This window comes from Streptomyces mirabilis, from assembly GCF_039503195.1.
In the GTDB taxonomy this organism is placed as follows: domain Bacteria; phylum Actinomycetota; class Actinomycetes; order Streptomycetales; family Streptomycetaceae; genus Streptomyces; species Streptomyces mirabilis_D.
In genome coordinates, this window is sequence record NZ_JBCJKP010000001.1 from 7,669,616 (window position 1) to 7,687,928 (window position 18,313).

12 protein-coding genes and 1 pseudogene are annotated in these 18,313 nt (G+C 71.3%); 6 read left to right on the forward strand and 7 right to left on the reverse strand.

Annotated elements, in window-relative coordinates; all coding sequences use genetic code 11:
* Nucleotides 1-9 precede the first annotated feature (9 nt).
* From AAFF41_RS35015 to AAFF41_RS51760, 6 genes and pseudogenes are all read right to left on the reverse strand, one after another.
* Nucleotides 10-591 carry a sensor histidine kinase gene (locus AAFF41_RS35015; protein ID WP_425526184.1) on the reverse strand — a complete coding sequence of 194 codons (582 nt, stop codon included), beginning with the start codon at nt 589-591 and terminating at the stop codon, nt 10-12.
* 93 nt (nt 592-684) lie between these two features.
* Nucleotides 685-2,895, reverse strand: a complete 2,211-nt coding sequence (locus AAFF41_RS35020) for an MMPL family transporter (protein ID WP_319748514.1) — start codon at nt 2,893-2,895, stop codon at nt 685-687.
* Nucleotides 2,896-3,082: 187 nt separating this feature from the next.
* Complete coding sequence (locus tag AAFF41_RS35025) at nt 3,083-4,798, reverse strand: hypothetical protein (RefSeq protein ID WP_319748609.1); 1,716 nt, start codon at nt 4,796-4,798, stop codon at nt 3,083-3,085.
* 177 nt (nt 4,799-4,975) lie between these two features.
* Nucleotides 4,976-5,395, reverse strand: a complete 420-nt coding sequence (locus AAFF41_RS35030; RefSeq protein WP_319748515.1) for a TOBE domain-containing protein — start codon at nt 5,393-5,395, stop codon at nt 4,976-4,978.
* 133 nt (nt 5,396-5,528) lie between these two features.
* Complete coding sequence (locus AAFF41_RS51755) at nt 5,529-7,304, reverse strand: diflavin oxidoreductase (RefSeq protein WP_425526185.1); 1,776 nt, start codon at nt 7,302-7,304, stop codon at nt 5,529-5,531.
* Nucleotides 7,305-7,623: 319 nt separating this feature from the next.
* A pseudogene (locus AAFF41_RS51760) lies at nt 7,624-9,690 on the reverse strand (molybdopterin oxidoreductase family protein); the annotation flags it as partial.
* Nucleotides 9,691-9,883: 193 nt separating this feature from the next.
* Here AAFF41_RS51760 and AAFF41_RS35040 point away from each other — a divergent pair.
* The 4 genes from AAFF41_RS35040 (at nt 9,884) to AAFF41_RS35055 (ending at nt 12,767) form a co-directional block, all read left to right on the forward strand.
* Nucleotides 9,884-10,273, forward strand: a complete 390-nt coding sequence (locus AAFF41_RS35040; protein ID WP_343325180.1) for a cell division protein SepF — start codon at nt 9,884-9,886, stop codon at nt 10,271-10,273.
* Between the two features lie 154 nt (nt 10,274-10,427).
* The gene (locus AAFF41_RS35045) at nt 10,428-11,585 is read left to right on the forward strand and encodes an AAA family ATPase (protein WP_319748517.1); all 1,158 of its coding nucleotides are present in this window, start codon (nt 10,428-10,430) and stop codon (nt 11,583-11,585) included.
* Nucleotides 11,582-11,920: a nucleotide pyrophosphohydrolase gene (locus tag AAFF41_RS35050; RefSeq protein WP_319748518.1), complete on the forward strand. Its 339-nt coding sequence runs from the start codon at nt 11,582-11,584 to the stop codon at nt 11,918-11,920. The genes AAFF41_RS35045 and AAFF41_RS35050 overlap by 4 nt, the downstream gene beginning before the upstream one ends.
* A 370-nt stretch (nt 11,921-12,290) precedes the next feature.
* Complete coding sequence (locus AAFF41_RS35055) at nt 12,291-12,767, forward strand: DUF6099 family protein (protein ID WP_054234047.1); 477 nt, start codon at nt 12,291-12,293, stop codon at nt 12,765-12,767.
* A 276-nt stretch (nt 12,768-13,043) separates the two neighbouring features.
* On the opposite strand, the gene AAFF41_RS35060 is transcribed toward AAFF41_RS35055, so the two are convergent.
* Nucleotides 13,044-13,967 carry an LLM class F420-dependent oxidoreductase gene (locus AAFF41_RS35060; RefSeq protein ID WP_343325181.1) on the reverse strand — a complete coding sequence of 308 codons (924 nt, stop codon included), beginning with the start codon at nt 13,965-13,967 and terminating at the stop codon, nt 13,044-13,046.
* 229 nt (nt 13,968-14,196) lie between these two features.
* Between AAFF41_RS35060 and AAFF41_RS35065 the strand changes: the two genes are divergently transcribed.
* Together AAFF41_RS35065 and AAFF41_RS35070 are read left to right on the forward strand one after the other, a co-directional pair.
* Nucleotides 14,197-15,681: a 3' terminal RNA ribose 2'-O-methyltransferase Hen1 gene (locus AAFF41_RS35065; RefSeq protein WP_343325182.1), complete on the forward strand. Its 1,485-nt coding sequence runs from the start codon at nt 14,197-14,199 to the stop codon at nt 15,679-15,681.
* Complete coding sequence (locus AAFF41_RS35070; RefSeq protein WP_343325183.1) at nt 15,678-18,227, forward strand: polynucleotide kinase-phosphatase; 2,550 nt, start codon at nt 15,678-15,680, stop codon at nt 18,225-18,227. Before AAFF41_RS35065 ends, AAFF41_RS35070 begins: the two co-directional genes overlap by 4 nt.
* The last annotated feature ends 86 nt before the right edge of the window (nt 18,228-18,313 follow it).

Consider the following 18,313-nt stretch of genomic DNA (forward strand, 5'->3'; position numbering starts at 1 on the left):
GCAGGGTTCTCAGGGGTGAAGCGGCAGTTCGGCGGCGACGGTGAATCCGCCTTCCGGCCGCCGGTACGTCTGGAGTCGCCCGCCCACCGAACTGGCGCGCTCGCGCGTGCCGATGACGCCGAAGCCACTGCCCGGGGCCGGCGGCGCGGGAGCCTCGCTGCCGTCGTCGTCGATCGTGATCCGCACCGTGTCCTTGAAGTACGAGAGCAGCACGCGCGCCTCCTTCACGGCGGCGTGCTTGGTGACATTGGTCAGCGTCTCCTGCACGATCCGGAAGGCGGTCAGGTCCACGCTCGGGGCCAGCGGTCGCGCCTCTCCCTCGGTGGCGACGACGACGTCGAGCCCGGTGGAGGCGAACGCGGCGGTCAGTTCGGAGAGCCGGCCGAGTCCGGGGGACGGTTCCAGGGGCGCGACGGGATCGCCGGCCTGGCGCAACAGGCCGACGGTGGACTTGAGTTCACGCAGCGCCGAGGACGTGGTGTCGGCGAGGTCGCCCAGGATCCGCCGTGTCTGGTCGGGGTGGCTGCGGGCGAGGTGCGCGGCGGTCCCGGCCAGGGCGTTGGCAAGGCGGCGGTCACCGCGACGAACCATGGCGGGTGCGGCGATCCCGGCGGGTGACGTCGCCGACGAACGGCCCGGAGGCCCCCGTGTTCGGCACGGGCGGCCCTCCGGCGCGCGGGACGGTCAGACGCGGGCCGATTCCCGTGCGGCCGTGTCGTCGTGCGCCGGGGCGACGGCGGACCGGTGGACGAGACCCTCGCCCTCCACGTCGACCTTGGGCAGGATCCGGTCCAGCCGGCGGGGCATCCACCAGGCGGCCTTGCCGAGCAGGGCCAGGACCGCCGGTACGAAGGCCATGCGGACGACGAACGCGTCGAACAGGACGGCGATCGCGAGGCCGAAGCCGATCATCTTGATCATGGACTCGCTCGCTCCGATGAACCCGGAGAAGACGGCCATCATGATCAGCGCGGCGGCGACCACGACCCGGGCGCTGTGGCGGAAGCCGCTCTCGACCGCCTGGCGCGGGCTGTCGCCGTGGACGTAGGCCTCCCGCATCCGGGCGACGAGGAACACCTCGTAGTCCATCGCGAGGCCGAAGACGATGCCCACCAGGAAGATCGGCATCAGGCTCATGATCGGACCGGTGGTCTCCACGCCGAGGAGCGAGGCCAGCCAGCCCCACTGGAAGACGGCGACGACGGAGCCGAGCGCGGCGAGCACCGACAGGAGGAACCCGACGGCCGCCTTGACCGGGACCAGGATCGAGCGGAAGACCACCATCAGGAGCAGGACGGCCAGGCCGACCACCACGATCAGGTAGGGGATCAGGGCGTTCTGGGTCTTCTGGGCCATGTCGATGTTCAGGGCGGTGGTGCCGGTGACCTCGAACTCGGCGTGGGTCGAGGCCTCGGTGGCGGGGCGCTCGTTGCGGATGGTCTTGACGAGGTCCTGGGTCTTCTTGTCGGTGGGCGAGGTGGAGGGGACGGCGGAGAAGACCGCGGTGTCGCCCGCGGGGTTGAAGCGGGCGGGGGAGACGGACACGACTCCGTCGGTCGCTTTGATCTTCTTCTCGATGGTGGTGACCGCGGTCTTGGGGTTCGCGGCGCCCCTGGCGTCCACGACGATCGACAGGGGGCCGTTGAAGCCGGGGCCGAAGCCCTTGGCGAGGTCGTCGTAGGCGCGGCGCTCGGTGGTGGAGGTGGGCTTGGCCTCGTCTCCGGGCATGCCCAGCTGGAGGTCCATCACGGGTACGGCGAGCGTTCCCAGGCCCACGACCGACAGCAGGAGCACCGGGAGGGGGCGGCGCAGGACGAAGCGTGCCCAGCGGCTGCCGCCGTTGTTCGTGCCGCCTTCCTTGATCCGTCCGCGCTTGCGGGCCTTGCGGGAGAGTACGGCGTTGGGCCAGAAGCCGAGGAGGGCCGGGACGAGTGTCAGTGCGATGAAGACGCCGACCATGACGGCTCCGGCGGCGGCGAGGCCCATCTTCGTGAGCATGGGGATGCCGACGACGGAGAGACCGGCGAGGGCGATGACGACGGTGAGGCCGGCGAAGACGACGGCGGATCCGGCGGTTCCGGTGGCGAGGCCGGCGGCTTCCCGCGGGGTGTGGCCCTTGGCGCGTTCTTCTCGGTAGCGGGAGACGATGAAGACCGCGTAGTCGATGCCGCAGGCGAGGCCGAGCATGGTGGCGAGCGTGCCGGTGGTGGAGGACAGGCCGAACGCGCTGGACAGGGCCGTGATCGCGGCCATCGAGACGCCCACACCGATGAGCGCGGTGAGCAGCGGCAGCCCGGCGGCGGTCAGTGAGCCGAAGGTGATGATCAGGACGACGGCGGCGATGGCGATACCGATCCCCTCGGCCGCTCCGCCCGCGGCGGGCTGGGTCGCCAGTGCCGTGCCGCCGACCTCGACCGTCAGGCCGGACTTCTTGGCCTGCGCTATCGCGCCCTTCAGGGCGTTCTTGCTGGCGTCGGTGAGGTCGTCAGGCTTCACCTTGTAGGTGATGGTCGCGTACGCCGTCGTCGCGTCCTTGCTGATCGCGTTCGCCTGGAAGGGGCTGACCGCGCCGGCGACCTGCGAGCCGTCGGCCGCGTCGTCGACGAGTTCGTCGATGGTCTTCTTGTTGTCGGCTGCGGTGATCTTCTGGCCGTCGGGGGCGACGAAGACGATGCGGGCGTTGGCGCCGTTGGCGGTCGTCCCCGGGAAGCGCTGCTCCATGAGGTCGAACGCCTTCTGGGACTCGATCCCCGGCATGGAATTGTCCGGATCGGGGGTGGCCGGAGCCTTGACCGCGCCGAAGCCGACAGCGCCGAGCACCGCCACCCAGATCAAGGCGACGTACCAACGTCGCCGGAAGGCCGTACGGCCCAGTCGACAAAGGAAAGTAGCCACGGGCTGAGGTCTCCACTCGTCCGATCTCGGGAACCCCATCAGGTTCCCCGTGGCAGACCCCTCCCGTCGTCGTGCACGTGCCGACATTTCCGACTACTGAGAACGCAGTACGCCGCTTCCGGATCATCCTCCTGACGTCTACCGCCGGCCGCGGAGAACCGCGACCGGCGGCGTACGTCAGGGGGGCCTAGCGGGTGCTTGCCGGGGCCTTCAGGTGCAGATCCGTGCTGGACAGTGTCATCGGCGTGGCCGAGACGGCCCGCAGCCGGACGCGTACTCCGGCCTGGGGGAGAGTGAACCTGCCGGAGGGCGGCAGGAGCTCGTAGCTGGCCGAGGCGTGCCGGCCGAGTGTGGCGGGGCCGGACTTGATGGACCAGTAGCGGCCCATGCCCTGGCCCGTGGTCAGGGTGAAGTGCGGGGTGAGGGCCGTGTCGCCGAGGTTGGTGACGCGGACGGTGAGCGCGGTCACGGCCTTGGCGGTGGTGGTCCGGCTCTCGCCGACCAGCCGCATCCTCAGGGGCGGCGAGCCCGTCACCGCCAGGGTCGACGCGACCAGGGCGGGGACGATCAGCAGCGCCCCCGTGGCGATGCGCGCCCGCTGCCGGTGCGGGCCGCGCAGGAAGGCGGGCCGGGGCTGCCACGCCGTGGTGAAGGCCGACGGCGGGGCGGTCACGGCAGCGGCCAGCCAGAGCGGCGTCATCATCAGGTAGTAGCCGTCCTGCGAACGCGTCGCGAGGAAGAACGCGCACCACGGCAGGACCACCGCGGCCGGTCCCAGCCGCCGCACGAACAACACGAAGAGCCCGAGCAGCCCCGCCGCCAGCAGCATGCTCGCGTGCGAGTACCAGGCCAGCCGGTCGCTGCCGTCGGTGAAGTACAGCGAGATGCCGACCAGGCCCTGGCCGTGCAGGTTCGCCTTCTGGGTGAGCGGGAGCGCGATCCCGGAGAGCCAGCTGCGTGGCTCGCTCACGATGAAGTACGCGTTGATCAGCAGCCAGGTCAGGGCGGCCACCCCCACGATCCGGCCCACGGCGGCCGCCGCCGCGCGCGCTCCGAGGTCGCCGCGGCGCAGGGCGTAGACCCCGGCCAGCAGGAACGGCATGAGGAACCACGGCAGCTGCTGCGAGGCGCAGGCCGCGCCCAGGCACGCCGCCCGTGCCCAGTCGCTCCATCCGCCGTAGCCCATCCGCGGCCAGCCCACCACCACCGGGATGAGGAAGGCGCAGGCGACGATCGCCGGATAGCCGAGCCGGGCGTACGCGGTCAGCAGGCCGAGCCCGAGGCAGACCAGCGTGGCCGCGGACCGCCACTGCGTCGGCAGCATCCGCCACATCACGATCGTGCCCACGATCAGGGCGCCGGTGGCGGCCAGGACGGCGGGGGCGGCCCCGTGTCCGATCCACAGCAGCGGCGCGGTGAGCAGCAGGGGAAGCGGCGGGTAGCCGTACGTGTAGTCGTAGCCGCCGGTCATCGTCGGGGTGAGGGCGACCCCGTGCTGCCCGAAGAGCCAGGGCCACGGCTGGTCGTAGACCTGGTGCCCGGCGACGAACTCACGGGCGGCCTGCGCGGTGAGGACCGACTCGTCACCGCCGCCGTGGTACATGGCGAACCCGCACACCGCGAGCGTCACGGCCGTCACCAGGATCACGAGGTCGAGGCGGGCCAGCGAGCGAGTCCGGCGCACGGTCAGCGTCAGGACGCCCGTCACCAGGATCGAGGCGTAGCAGACCGAGATCACCGCCGCGACGGCGAGCCGGTGGCTCGCGGCCGCCGTCCACATCGGACGCGTACCGATGAAGAGGCTGATGTCGGCGAGCAGGGTCAGCACGCGGTGCCACTGCGCGGGCGTCTCGTCGGGCGACGTCTTCGTGAGGGCCTTCTGGCCGGTGGTCGACGGCCTCATTTCTGCCAAGTACACGGGATTGGACGGTAATTCCCGCAGATGAAGGCCATGATGCCGGACGTGAAGAGTCCGGTATGAGGGTGGTAAGAAGAGGGTTTACGACCCATGTGGGTACGTGTCGTGCGGGAGCGTCTCATATAAGGGCGTCTCATGCTTTGACGGGACATATCGGGTGTCTCAGGCGTTGGAGAGGGACACCTCGGTGGACTTGATGAGCGCGACGACCGCCGATCCGGCCGTAAGGCCGAGCTCCGTCACCGCGTCCTTGGTGATCGCGGAGGTCAGCTCGCCGCCCGGGACCTCGACCTTGACGCGGGCCATGGCCCCGCCCGTGGAGACCTCCGTCACCGTGCCGGGGAACTGGTTGCGGATGCTCACCCCGTCGACCGGCCCGGTGGCCAGGGACACCTCCGTCGACTTGACCAGGGCGCGGACCGTGGAGCCCGTGGTGAGACCCAGATCCTCGACCGCCTCCGCGGTGATGGCCGCGGTGAGATCCTGACCGCCGTCGAGGCGGACCTTGACCGCCGCCATCACCTCGCCCGGTGTGACGGAGGTGACGGTTCCGGGGAGCTGGTTGCGGATGCTCAGGCTCATGGGTACGCCTCAATGTGCGGTGCGGTGGGACAGCGAACGACGGATGCCGGTGCGCTGCGAATAGTCGAGTTTCGCCAATTATGTGCAACTCGCGGCTCTCGGTGGGCTCACCACACCCCGTGTCTCCCGTGTCTCAGTACACGTCTCGTACGTACCGCTTCTCCGCCGCCAGCTGTTTGACGTACGCGGTGGCCTCCGTCTCGGCCAGACCGCCGTGCGCGACGGCGATGTCCCGCAGCGCCCGGTCGACGTCCTTGGCCATCCGCGAGGCGTCTCCGCACACATAGAAGCGGGCGCCGTCCTGGAGCCAGTGCCACAGCTCGGGCCCGTGCTCACGCATCCGGTCCTGGACGTAGACCTTGGCGCGCTGGTCGCGCGAGAACGCCGTGTCGAGCCGGGTGAGCGTGCCGTCGTCGAGCAGCCCGGTCAGCTCGTGCTCGTAGTAGAAGTCGGTGGCGCGGTGCTGCTCGCCGAAGAACAGCCAGTTCGGCGCCCGATGGCCGAGCGCCCGGCGCTCCTCGAGGAATCCGACGAACGGCGCGACTCCGGTACCGGGCCCCACCATCACCATGGGTGTCGTCGCGTCCGCCGGGGGCCTGAAGTGCGGCGACCGCTGTACGAAGACGGGGACCGCCGCCCCCTGCTCGGCATCGGCGAGGAAGGGCGAACAGACCCCGCCCCTCGCCCGGCCGCCCGGATTCTCGTACCGCACCACGGAGACGGTCAGTGAGACGAGGTTCGGGTCGACGAGCGGACTCGACGAGATCGAGTACAGCCGGGGCTGCAACCGCTTGAACACCTGGGCCCACTCCGCCGCCGACGCGCGCACCGGATGCTCGGCCACGACGTCCACGGCCTGCCGCCCCCATGACCAGCGCGCCAGCTCTCCCTTGTTGTCCGGACGCAGCAGCTTCCTCAACTCGCGCCCGTCACGCGTATGTTCGCCGACGAAGCGCAGCAGATCCGGGGTGATCCGCGTGATGTCGAAATGCCGAAGCAGGGCCTCGTCGAAGGCCACCTCGCCCACACCCGTGACATCGACGGCTGTTGAGCCGTCGACCCCGATCGTCTCCAGCCATTCGGCAACCAGGCCCGATGAGTTGACGGGCCGTACGCCGAGCGCGTCCCCCGCCTCGTACGGCAGCGGACTCTCGCTGTCCCGGGTGTCGAAGGTGAACCGGCGCACTTCCTTGTCGGCGCCGGGCAGGCTGAGCAGCCGGTTGCCGGTGAGGCGGGCGGTAGCGGCGGCCGGCGCGGGCCTGGCGGGCTTGGCGGTCCGGGGCGACTCGGACGCCCTGGATATCTCTGATGTCTCTGATGTGTCGGGTGTCCTGGGTGTCTGGGTCCGTCCGCCGAGCGCGGTGAGGATCAGCTCCAGCCATGCGCCCGCGTTCGGCTCGTAGTCCGGTTCGCAGTCCGTACGGGGAGCCAGGCGTACGGCGCCCAACTCGGCCAGGCGCGCGTCCAGTCGACGCCCGTGCCCGCAGAAGTCGTCGTACGAGGAGTCGCCGAACGCCAGCACGGCATAGCGCACGCCGTCCAGCCGCGGGGCCTCCTGCCCGGACAGGGTGTCCCACAGGCCGGAGCCGTTGTCGGGCGCGTCACCGTCCCCGAAGGTGCTGGTGATGAAGAGCAGATCGGCGCTGCGGGCGAGCGCGCCGACGTCCGCCTCGTCCATGCCGACCAGTCGTGCCCGGTGCCCGGTGGCGGCGAGCCGCTCGGCGGTGGCCGTCGCGAACTCCTCCGCGTTGCCGGTCTGCGAGGCCCACAGCACCACCACCTCACGGCCCGCGGACTCCGGCGCGGGAGCCGCCGGGGGCGCGGAGCGCGAGTACATCCCGGCGAGCACGCCGTTCACCCAGAGGGCGTGCTCCGGGTCGAAGGGGGCGTCCGGAGGGAGGACGGGCACGCCCGGGAGCCCGGAGGGGAGCCCGGCGAGAAAGCCGCTGAGGTACTGCCGCTCGACGGAGGAGAGCACGGGCGGGGGAGCGGGCTCCAAGGCGAAGCCTCCGGGCGCCGTCGCGACTCGGTCGGCCAACTTCGGTGCGTCGGGAGCCTTCGGCTCCCAGGGAGTCTCCGGCCCCGGGGAGTCTCCGGCCCCGGGGAGTCTCCGGCCCGTCGGGTGTCTCCGGAAGAGCCCTTCGGGCGGCAACGCGCGCCAGCGACACCGCGCACACCTTGAACTCCGGCTGGAACGACACCGGATCCACCGCGTCGCTGGTCACCGCGTTGATGCTCAGATACTCCCCGAACAGGTCGTTCCAGTGGAAGGGCGCGAACACGCACCCCACCCGCACCCGGTCCGTCACCACCGCCGGCAGCACGGCCCGCCCCCGTCGGGAGGCGACCTCCACCGAGTCCCCCTCCGCGATCCCGAGCGCGGCCGCGTCCTGCGGATGCAGCTCCACGAACGGCCCCGGATTGAGCTTGTTGAGCTTGGCCACCTTCCCCGTCTTGGTCAGCGTGTGCCACTGGTGCTGCAGGCGCCCGGTGTTGAGGACGAACGGAAAGTCGTCGTCGGGCATCTCGGCGGGCGGCAGGTGGGGCCGCGCGTAGAAGACGGCCCGTCCGCTCGCGGTGGGGAACGACAGCTCACCGTCGCCCGCCGGCTCCACATACCTGATCGGGTTCCGCGCGGGCCCGTCCTCCCGCGCGACGGGCCACTGCACGGGTCCGCCCCGCAGCCGCTCGTAGGAGGCACCCCGCAGATCCCACCCGGTCTTCGGGTTCCACGCCTCCTTGATCTCCTCGAAGATCTGCTCGGCACTGTCGTACGAGAACTCCTTCTCGTACCCCATGGCGCGGGCGACGGCCGCGATGATCCGCCAGTCCGCCCGCGCCTCCCCGGGCGGGTCGACGACGGCCCGTGCCAGGGTCAGCGTCCGCTCGCTGTTGACCAGGACGCCTTCGGCCTCCGTCCACAGCGCGCCGGGGAGCACGACATCGGCGTACGCGTTGGTCTCGGTGTCGGCGAAGACGTCCTGGGTGACGACGAACTCGGCGGCTTCGAGCCCTTCGATGACGGTCCGGCGGTTGGCGACCGAGGCGACGGGGTTGGTGCAGATGATCCAGCAGGCCTTGATGTCCCCCTCGGCCATCTTCCGGAACATCTCGACGGTCCCCTGCCCCACCCCGTCCTTGCGGATGCTCCCGACCGGCAGCCCCCACAACTCCTCTACGAAGGCACGCTCCTCGTCCACCAGCACCGACCGCTGCCCGGGCAGCCCGGGACCCATGTACCCCATCTCTCGCCCGCCCATGGCGTTGGGCTGACCGGTGAGGGAGAACGGTCCGCTGCCGGGCCGGCAGATGGCGCCCGTGGCGAGATGGAGATTGACGAGCGCGTTGGTGTTCCACGTGCCGTGCGTGGACTGGTTGAGCCCCATGGTCCAGCAGCTCGTCCACTCCCCGGCCTCACCGATCAGCCGCGCCGCCGCCCGGATGTCGTCCTCCGGGATGCCGGTGATGTCGGCCACGGTGGCGGGCGGATAGTCGGCGAGGAAAGCGGGCATCGCCTCCCAGCCCTCGGTGTGCCGGGCGATGAAGTCCGGGTCCGTGGAGCCGCCTTCGTGCAGCAGGTGCAGCAGTCCGTTGAGCAGCGCGAGGTCGGTCCCGGGCCTGATCTGCAGAAACAGATCGGCCTTCGCCGCCGTCGCGGTACGCCGCGGATCGACGACGATCAGCTTGGCCCCCGCCTTCACACGCTCCATGAGCCGCAGGAAGAGGATCGGATGGCAGTCGGCCATATTGGATCCGATGACGAGGAACACGTCCGCGCGGTCGAGATCGTCGTAGGACCCCGGCGGTCCGTCGGCGCCGAGCGACAGCTTGTAGCCGGTGCCCGCGCTCGCCATGCACAGCCGTGAGTTCGACTCGATCTGGTTCGTCCCCACGAACCCCTTGGCCAGCTTGTTGGCGAGGTACTGCGCTTCGAGGGTCATCTGCCCGGAGACGTAGAAGGCGACGGCGTCCGGGCCGTGCTCGTCGATGATCGCCCGCAGGCGCCGGGCGGTCTCGGCGAGGGCCGCGTCGACGGGCACGGGTCGTGGCTCCTCGCCGCGGTCCTCGCGCACGAGCGCGGTGGTCAGCCGGCCGGGCGCGGCGAGCATGTCGGCCGTGGTCGCGCCCTTGGTGCACAGCCGGCCGGAGTTGGCGGGGTGCCGCTTGTCCCCGGACGCCTTCAGGACCGTACGCCGTCCGTCCGGTCCCCGGCCGATGTCGAGGACCATGCCGCAGCCCACACCGCAGTACGAGCAGACGGTCCGGACCTGCTCCGGGCGGGGGGTCGTGGTCATGCCGACGACAGTACGAATTGCCCGTTACGCGGATGTCACATGGTCTGATCTTGGGGGGTTACGCCCGCTGCACAACCGGCCGACGGGCGATGTGAGGGTGTCGCGGACCGTGTCGCTGTTGGGCCGAACGGGTGACCATGCGTAAGAATTGGCCGGTGCAGACAATGAGTGCGAGCCAGGACGGGGTGGGCCAGTGAACAGCCACGACGTCACCGACGAGCAGTGGGAAGGGCTCGCCCAGGTCGTTCCGCTCCGGGGCCGGGACGCCTGGCCCTCGGCGGTGAATCACCGGTCGATACCCGAGGCCGTGACGGAGGCGCGGCGCCGCTTCGTGGTCCTGCGGGTCAATGTGTTCGCGGACGCCCGCGACGTCGCGGAGACGCTGATGTCGGGCATCCCCGTCCTGCTCGACCTGACCAGCGCGGAGACCGAGGTCGCCAAGCGCGTGCTGGACTTCAGCACGGGGGTGGTCTTCGGTCTGGCGAGCGGCATGCACCGGGTCGACCGCAACCTGTTCCTGCTGACACCGCGCGGGACCGAGGTGCGAGGGCTGATGGAAGGGGCGGGGGTTCCTGGGATCTGATCAAGGGAGGGCGGGGGTTCCTGGGATCTGACCGGGGGCGACCAGGACCGGGTCCCGCGCGCGGGCGCGCGCCGGTCCCCCGATCGTGGGAAGGCCACCAGGCTGTAACGGTTCGCCTGCGGTTCACCCGGCTGGGGGCCCTTACCGTCCACATATGACCGTGTCATCTCTGGCGGCCCCCGCCCAGGCCGAGGCGCGCCCCGACCGGCCGGGCGCCACCGAGCTCAGGCTCGCCGCCTTCGCCGCACACCGGCGCGCCCGGTTCCCGCTCGGCCCCCTCACCCTCTTCACCGGCCCCAGCGGCAGCGGCAAGACGGGTGCCCTGCGAGCGTACGAGGCCCTGGCGCGGCTCGGCGGCGGCGCCGCGCTGGGTGAGGTGTTCCCGGACCCGGTCGCCTGTGTGCCCGAGCGGGCCAGGCCCGACGCCCAGCGACGGCGCGGCTTCCGCATCGGTTGCACGGTCGACGGCCCCGAAGGACCGGTACGGCTCGAGGTCGCCGTGCAGGCCGAGCCCGAACTGCGCATCGTCGGCGAGCGGTTGACCGCGGGCGGTGTGACCCTCCTCGAGACCGCGCTACGGGACCCCGGCCGCCGTGTCGTCCAGGCCGCCTGGCACACGGCGGGCCCGTCGGCGGTCACCCGGGGCCCGCTCCCCGACGACCGCCTCGGCACCGCGCTGCTGCCCCTGCGCGTCGCCGGCCGGACGGACGGCGAACGGCGGGTCCTCGCCGCGGCCGAGCAGATGGTCGTCGCCCTGCGGTCCGTGTACGCCTGCGACCCGAGCCCCCGACGGATGCGCGCCGCCGCCCCGCTCGGCGCGGGGCGGCTGCTCCGGGGCTGCGACAACCTCGCCGAGGTGTTGTGGCGTACCCGATCGGAGTGCGGCCGTCGCTACGCGCACCTGGTCACGGCGGTACGGGCCGGCTGCGCGGGCCCCGTCACGGACGTCCTGGCCGAGCCGCTCGGCGACGGCACGGTCCGTGCGCTCCTCGACCGCGGGGACGGTGTTCGTACGCACCTCGGGCTCCTCGGGGACGGCGAGTTGAGGTATCTGGCGCTGGCCCTGGTGCTGCTCACCGGGCCCGGCGTGCTGGAGGTCGACCCCGCGGGGGAGGTCCCGGCCGCGCTGCAGACGCTGACGGTGCTGGCCGACGGCCTCGACCGGGGGCTGGACGTGCGACAGGCCGGGGAGTTGGTGCGGCTGGCGGCGCGGATGTGCGAGCGGGGGCACATCCGGCTGGTGGGTGCGGTGGGCGATGCCGTCCCGGTGTGCGAGGAGCCGGGGGTCACGGTGGTAGACCTGACGCCGTGAGTGAACGTGAACTGGATGTGGCGAAGTTGCAGGGCAGGCTGGCCGAGTTCGCTGCCGCGCGGAACTGGCAGCAGTACCACACGCCGAAGAACCTGGTCGCCGCGCTCAGCGTGGAGGCGTCCGAGCTGGTCGAGATCTTCCAGTGGCTGACGCCCGAGGAGTCGGCGCGGGTCATGGACGACGCGGACACCGCGCACCGCGTCACGGACGAGGTGGCGGACGTGCTGGCGTATCTGCTCCAGCTGTGCGAGGTGCTGGGCATCGACGCGCTGGCGGCGCTCGACGCGAAGATCGATCGGAACGAGCGGAGGTTTCCGGTGGGGGAGGGGGCGTAGGGGGCCCGGCGGTGCGGGTGCTGTGGTGTGGGGGCGCTGTGGTGCGCGCGGGGAACGGGGGCGGGTGGGCTCCGTGGCGGGGTGCGCGGTGCTGTCGTGCAAGAGCTGCGGGTGGGGGGTGCGGTGCCGTTGCGGAGTGGCCGGGGTGAGGGTGCGCGGTGCCTCGCGGAGGGGCCGTGGTGAGGGTGCCGGGGAAGCGGTGGGTCCGGTTGTCACTCTCCGGATTCGTTGAGTTGTCCACATTCAACTCTGTGTCCACAGATTTCGGTCTTCCTCTGGCTTTTCGGCTCACGGGCTCTCACTCTGGGTAGTGGACAGGGGAGTTCGGGCGGACGCGCGACGAGCGCGTCGGGACAGACGGGGGCAGCGCATGGACGCGGTGCGGCTCATCGGGGCGAGCAGGCGCGCTCTCGCGGGGAGCGGGGACACGATCGAGGTGGTGGCGGAGGCGTGGCAGGCGCAGGCCCTGGCGCAGGCCATAGGGAGTCGTTTCGCCGTCTCGGGGCCGCCGGAACTGCGGGGCGAGGCGCTTGGTCTGACGGAGCTGGCGGGCCGGGGCTGCGGTGTGCTGAACGCGCCGCCCCTCGACATGGCCGACCTGCGCGCCGCTCAGCTCACCGAGTTGGGTGATGCGCGAGAGTCCCTGCTGTGTCTCGGGGGTCTCCTCGGCGAGGTCGGTATCGCCCTCGTCGGTATCGCCTGCGCGGCGGACGACCAGGGGACGTACTGGCAGTGCATGGAGGCGATCGACGCGGCGGACGAGTCCCGGGACCGGGTCCTGGAGATGCTGAGACGGTTGGCGGCGCGGGATCAGGGGGTGGTGGAGCGGGGGCGGGCGACCGGGTAGACGGGGCCTTCCCGCGCCCCGCCGCCCCTACCCGGCCCCTCCTCCTGGGGCTCCGCCCCAGAACGCGAGGGGTGGTGTTTCGGCTGCGGGCCGGTGGGGGCTGGTCGCGCAGTTCCCCGCGCCCCTGAGAGCCTCAGCCCGTCCGGCGTTCGAGGACGAGGCCGTTCAGGCTCCGCCCGAGCCCGACGATCACCACCGACCCGGGTCACTGCCACGAACCCGCGCCGCACGAGGAGTTGACGGATGGCACCCGCCGGAGATCCGAGGAACGCGACCTCAGCCCAGCTGCGGCATGACCTCCGCGGCGATCAACTCCAGGTGGTCCAGGTCGTCGAGGTCCAGCATCTGCATGTACATCCGCTGTGACCCGACGGCCTGATATTGGGCGATCCTCTCGACGACCTCCGCCGGAGAGCCCGCGAGCCCGTTCGCCTTGAGCTCGTCGACGTCCCGCCCGATCACGTCCGCGCGCCGCTTCACCTCGCTGTCGTTCCTGCCGACACAGGCGACGAGCGCGTTCGAGTACACGAGGTCGTCGCCCTTGCGCCCGGCCCGCTCGGCCGCCGCCCGCACCCGCTGGAACTGCTGCTCCGTGTCCGCGAGGGAGGCGAAGGGGATGTTGAACTCGTCGGCGTAGCGCGCCGTCAGCTCGGGCGTCCGCTTGGCACCGTGGCCGCCGATGAGGACCGGCACCTTCGGCTGCGCGGGCTTGGGAAGCGCGGGGGAGTCCTTGAGCTGGTAGTACTTCCCCTCGTAGTCGAACCGCTCACCGACGGGCGTCTCCCACAGACCCGTGACGATCGCGAGTTGCTCCTCCAGCCGCCCGAACTTCTCCTTGGGGAACGGAATCCCGTACGCCTCGTGCTCGGCCTCGTACCAACCGGAGCCCAGACCGAGTTCCACCCGCCCGCCCGACATCTGGTCGACCTGCGCGACCTGGATGGCGAGAACGCCGGGAAGACGGAAGGTCGCGGCCGTCATGAGTGTGCCGAGGCGGATCCGGCTCGTCTCACGAGCGAGGCCGGCCAGCGTGATCCAGGCGTCGGTGGGTCCGGGAAGCCCGTCGACGGATCCCATGTGCAGGTAGTGGTCAGATCGGAAGAAGGCTCCGTAGTTGAGGTCTTCGGCGGCCTTGGCGACGCGGAGCAGCGTCTCGTAGGTCGCTCCCTGCTGCGGTTCTGTGAAGACTCGAAGATCCATGCATCCATCATGCACCGGTCACATCAGCCGCCCCGGCTGGAACCGCTGCCACGGAGCTCGGCGGGAAAATTCCCGGGCCCGCCAGGGGCGTTCGCTATACGTTGGGGCGTGCGCGCCGACGACAGGCCGGGAGCAGTGATCCCCCGGCGCGCTCTCCCCGCTGTGGTTCACCGGCGCTCGGCGCAGGTGAGGTATTCACAGCTCAGAAGACGTTTCGAGGCAGATTCCAGTGTTCCTGACGATCAGTACCACCGGTACCCCGGAGCGCCCCGCCACCGACCTCGGCTTCCTGCTGCACAAGCATCCCGACAAGGCGCAGGCGTTCTCGACCTCCTACGGCACGGCGCACGTCCTCTACCCCGAGGCGTCCGTCGAGCGGTGCACGGCCGCACTGTTGCTGGAGGTCGATGCGGTGGCGCTGGTCCGGCGCGGCAAGGGCAAGGGCCGCGGCGGCGCCCCCGACGCCGCGCTCGCGCAGTACGTCAACGACCGCCCGTACGCCGCCTCGTCCCTGCTCGCCGTGGCGCTGAGCGCGGTGTTCTCCAGCGCGATGAAGGGCCAGTGCGCCGCGAGGCCGGACCTGCCGGCGCGGCCGCTGCCGCTCCGGATCGAGGTCCCCGCGCTTCCCGCCAGGGGCGGCGCCGACCTCGTACGCCAGCTGTTCGAGCCGCTCGGGTGGACGGTGGCGGTCGAGGCCGTGGCGCTGGACGTCGAGTTCCCCGAATGGGGCGACTCCCGCTATGTACGCCTGGAACTGGAGGCGTCGGGTCTGACCGTCGCCGAAGCTCTGCGCCACCTCTACGTCCTGCTTCCGGTGCTCGACGACGCCAAGCACTACTGGGTGTCGTCCGACGAGGTCGACAAGCTGCTGCGGGCGGGCGAGGGCTGGCTGTCGGACCACCCCGAGCAGAAGCTGATCGCCGACCGGTACCTCTCGCGCCGCTGGTCGCTGACGCGGGAGGCGATGGAGCGGCTGGAGCTCGTGCGGCTCGCCGAGACCGACGACACCGAGGTCGAGGAGATCGACAACGCGGTCGACGAGGAGGCGGACACGGAGGAGAAGCCGATCCCGCTCGCCGTCCAGCGCCGGGACGCGATCCTCGCCGCGCTGCACGCGTCGGGCGCGGCCCGCGTGCTCGACCTCGGCTGCGGTCAGGGGCAGCTGGTGCAGGCGCTGCTCAAGGACGTGCGGTTCACCGAGATCGTCGGGGTCGATGTGTCGATACGCGCGCTCACCATCGCCTCGCGGCGGCTCAAGCTGGCCCGGATGGGCGAGCGGCAGGCCGCGCGCGTGCGGCTCTTCCAAGGATCGCTCGCGTACACCGACAACCGCCTCAAGGGGTACGACGCCGCCGTGCTCAGCGAGGTCGTCGAACACCTCGACCTGCCCCGGCTGCCCGCCCTGGAGTACGCCGTCTTCGGCTCGGCCCGCCCCCGTACGGTCCTGGTGACGACGCCGAACGTCGAGTACAACGTCCGCTGGGAGACCCTCCCGGCCGGCCACTCCCGCCATGGCGACCACCGCTTCGAGTGGACCCGGGAGGAGTTCCGGACCTGGGCCCACCAGGTGGCCGGGCGGCACGGATACGAGGTGGAGTTCACGCCCGTCGGCCCCGACGACCCGGAGGTCGGTCCGCCGACCCAGATGGCCGTCTTCACCCGCGCCACCACCACCGCCACCCCGACCACCACGAAGGAGGAGAAGGCCGCATGACCGGCAACGACACCACCCAGGGGCGCACCCTGCCCGTCACCGACCTGTCCCTCGTGGTCCTGATCGGCGCGTCCGGCTCCGGCAAGTCCACCTTCGCCCGCCGGCACTTCAAGCCGACCGAGGTCATCTCCAGCGACTTCTGCCGCGGCCTGGTCGCCGACGACGAGAACGACCAGAGCGCCAGCGGCGACGCCTTCGACGTCCTCCACTACATCGCGGGCAAGCGGCTCGCGGCCGGCCAGCGCACCGTCGTGGACGCCACGAACGTCCAGCAGGAGAGCCGCCGCCAGCTGATCGACATCGCCAGGAAGCACGACGTGCTGCCCATCGCGATCGTGCTCGAGGTGCCGGAGGAGGTGTGCGCCGAACGCAACGCCTCCCGCACCGACCGCGCCGAGATGCCGCGCCGTGTCATCCAGCGCCACATCCGCGAACTCCGCCGTTCCCTGCGGCACTTGGAACGCGAAGGCTTCCGCAAGGTGCACGTTCTGCGCGGCGTGGCGGAGATCGAGAGCGCCGAGGTGCGGACGGAGAAGCGGTTCAACGACCTGACCCACCTCACCGGCCCCTTCGACATCATCGGCGACATCCACGGCTGCGCCTCGGAGCTGGAGACCCTGCTGGACAAGCTCGGTTACGTCGACGGCGCGCACCCGGAGGGCCGTACGGCCGTCTTCGTCGGCGACCTCGTCGACCGCGGCCCGGACACGCCCGGAGTCCTGCGCCGCGTGATGTCCATGGTCGCGGCCGGCGACGCGCTGTGCGTGCCGGGCAACCACGAGAACAAGCTCGGCCGCCATCTCAAGGGCCGCAAGGTCCAGCACTCCCACGGACTGGCCGAGACCATCGAGCAGCTCGACGGAGAGAGCGAGGAGTTCCACGCGCGGGTGCGGGAGTTCGTCGACGGGCTGGTCAGCCACTACGTCCTGGACGGCGGGCGGCTCGTCGTCTGCCACGCCGGACTGCCCGAGAAGTACCACGGTCGTACGTCGGGCCGGGTGCGCTCGCACGCCCTGTACGGCGACACGACCGGGGAGACGGACGAGTTCGGCCTGCCGGTGCGCTATCCGTGGGCGGAGGACTACCGGGGCCGGGCGGCCGTCGTCTACGGTCACACACCGGTCCCCACGGCCACCTGGCTGAACAACACCATCTGCCTCGACACCGGTGCCGTGTTCGGCGGCAAGCTCACCGCGCTGCGCTGGCCGGAGCGCGAGCTCGTCGACGTACCGGCCGAGCGGGTCTGGTACGAGCCGACGAAGCCGCTGGCCTCCGAGGCTCCCGGCGGACACGAGGGGCGGCCGCTCGACCTCGCCGACGTGCACGGGCGGCGGGTCGTCGAGACGCGGTACGCCGGGCGGGTGTCGGTACGGGAGGAGAACGCGGCGGCGGCCCTCGAGGTCATGAGCCGGTTCGCGGTCGACCCACGCCTGCTGCCCTACCTTCCGCCGACGATGGCGCCCACGGCGACCTCCCAGGTGGAGGGCTACCTCGAACACCCCGCCGAGGCCTTCGCCCAGTACAAGGAGGACGGCGTCGCCCACGTCGTGTGCGAGGAGAAGCACATGGGGTCGCGGGCGGTGGCGCTGGTCTGCCGGGACGCGGGGGTGGCGCGGGAGCGGTTCGGCGTCGCGCAGGGGCCCACGGGGGCGCTGTACACCCGTACCGGCCGGCCCTTCTTCGCCGACTCCGCCGTCACCGAGGAGATCCTCGGGCGACTGCGGGGCGCGGTGACGGCGGCCGGTCTGTGGGAGGAACTGCGTACGGACTGGCTGCTGCTCGACGCCGAGCTGATGCCGTGGTCGCTCAAGGCGTCCGGGTTGCTGCGCAACCAGTACGCGGCGGTCGGCGCCGCTGCCGGGGCGGCGTTCCCGGGGGTGCTGGCCGCGCTCGAAGGGGCCGCGGAGCGTGGGGTCGACGCCCGGGAGCTGCTCGGCAAGCAGCGGGAGCGGGCCGCCGACGCGGCGGCGTTCACCGAGGCGTACCGGCGCTACTGCTGGCCGACGGAGGGGCTGGAGGGGGTGCGGCTCGCTCCCTTCCAGATCCTCGCGGTCCATGGCCGCAGTCTCGCCGCGGTGCCGCACGACGAGCAGCTCGCGCTCATCGACCGGCTGGTCGAGCACGACGGGAGTGGGCTGCTGCAGACGACTCGGCGGTTGTTCGTGGACACCGGGGACGCGGAGTCCGTGCGGGGCGGGGTGGACTGGTGGCTGGAGATGACCGGGCGTGGGGGCGAGGGCATGGTCGTCAAGCCGGTCGGGGCGGTGGTGCGGAGTGGGCAGGGGCGTCTTGTCCAGCCCGGCATCAAGTGCCGGGGCCGTGAGTACCTGCGGATCATCTACGGTCCTGAGTACACGCGTCCTGAGAACCTCGCCCGGCTGCGGGGGCGTTTCCTGAACCACAAGCGGTCGCTTGCGCTGCGGGAGTACGCGCTCGGGCTGGAGGCGTTGGATCGGCTGGCGGAGGGGGAGCCGTTGTGGCGGGTGCATGAGGCGGTGTTCGGGGTGCTGGCGCTGGAGTCCGAACCGGTGGACCCACGTCTGTAGCGTTCTTCGCCCCCGCCGCCCTTACCCGTCCCATCCCGAACCTGGGGGCTCCGCCCCCAGACCCCCGGGGTGCCTTCTTCGGCTGC

Bases quoted from the DNA above. Each gene is read 5' to 3' on its own strand.
- AAFF41_RS35015 (WP_425526184.1), bottom strand. From the start codon at position 591: ATGGTTCGTCGCGGTGACCGCCGCCTTGCCAACGCCCTGGCCGGGACC.
- AAFF41_RS35025 (WP_319748609.1), bottom strand. From the start codon at position 4,798: ATGAGGCCGTCGACCACCGGCCAGAAGGCCCTCACGAAGACGTCGCCC.
- AAFF41_RS35030 (WP_319748515.1), bottom strand. From the start codon at position 5,395: ATGAGCCTGAGCATCCGCAACCAGCTCCCCGGAACCGTCACCTCCGTC.
- AAFF41_RS35045 (WP_319748517.1), top strand. From the start codon at position 10,428: ATGACCGTGTCATCTCTGGCGGCCCCCGCCCAGGCCGAGGCGCGCCCC.
- AAFF41_RS35055 (WP_054234047.1), top strand. From the start codon at position 12,291: ATGGACGCGGTGCGGCTCATCGGGGCGAGCAGGCGCGCTCTCGCGGGG.
- AAFF41_RS35060 (WP_343325181.1), bottom strand. From the start codon at position 13,967: ATGGATCTTCGAGTCTTCACAGAACCGCAGCAGGGAGCGACCTACGAG.
- AAFF41_RS35070 (WP_343325183.1), top strand. From the start codon at position 15,678: ATGACCGGCAACGACACCACCCAGGGGCGCACCCTGCCCGTCACCGAC.